Origin of the sequence: Streptomyces sp. KR55 (assembly GCF_052245645.1) — a bacterium.
Taxonomy (GTDB): domain Bacteria; phylum Actinomycetota; class Actinomycetes; order Streptomycetales; family Streptomycetaceae; genus Streptomyces; species Streptomyces flavusporus.
Genome location: NZ_JBQQCE010001007.1, coordinates 1 through 635, shown reverse-complemented (window position 1 = coordinate 635; position 635 = coordinate 1). Strand labels below are relative to the sequence as shown.

Sequence of the window (635 nt, the reverse complement as noted above, 5' to 3'; positions counted from 1 at the left end):
GGGGCGAGGGGGGTGGGGGGTGGGCACTGAGCGGATTCCTTCCCACGCAGGTGGTACACGAGGGTTCTGACCGCCGAAAAGGAGCCCGGTTGGTGCGTACCTTTTGGCGGGGTGCGGGGAGCGTGAATTCACCCTTGGCGCTTCGCACGACCGGTTCACCGAAGTGCGAATGTGCCCGGCCATTACTCCCCCCGCCGGGTGGTTCACCCTTGCACATCGCACTCACGGCCAACAAGGCACTTGGGCAACATCGGCCACACTGAAATAAAGTCAGATTCGATAGTAACTCACGCCGCCGACCCGGCCATTTACCATTCCGTGCGCCCCGTGTGAAACCGACGCGCGCGGCAGGGCCCCACGCACGCTCCCGACGCCTCCGGCCGAGCAGTTGGATGGAACCGGCCTCTCTCGCCAGGCCGACAGGGCCTGGGCCCCCGCGCAGGACGGCGGCTCCCCTGCGTGAGGCGGCCGCCGGCCCTGTTCCTCCCGCCCTCGGCCGGCGGTCCCGAGGGCGGGAGGGGCGGCCGGGTCGGGCGCGTCAGATCTGCCAGGAGCGCAGCCGGTCAGCGGCGCCGTAGACGTCGGTCCTGCCGTCGATCAGGTCCCGGGCCAGGTCCACCAGCGCCCCGTAGGGC

The 635-nt window shown here is 70.1% G+C and carries 1 pseudogene; it reads right to left on the bottom strand.

The window, feature by feature from the left end:
• Window positions 1-538: 538 nt before the first annotated feature.
• Window positions 539-635, bottom strand: a pseudogene (locus ACTWQJ_RS52050) (toxin Doc); the annotation flags it as partial.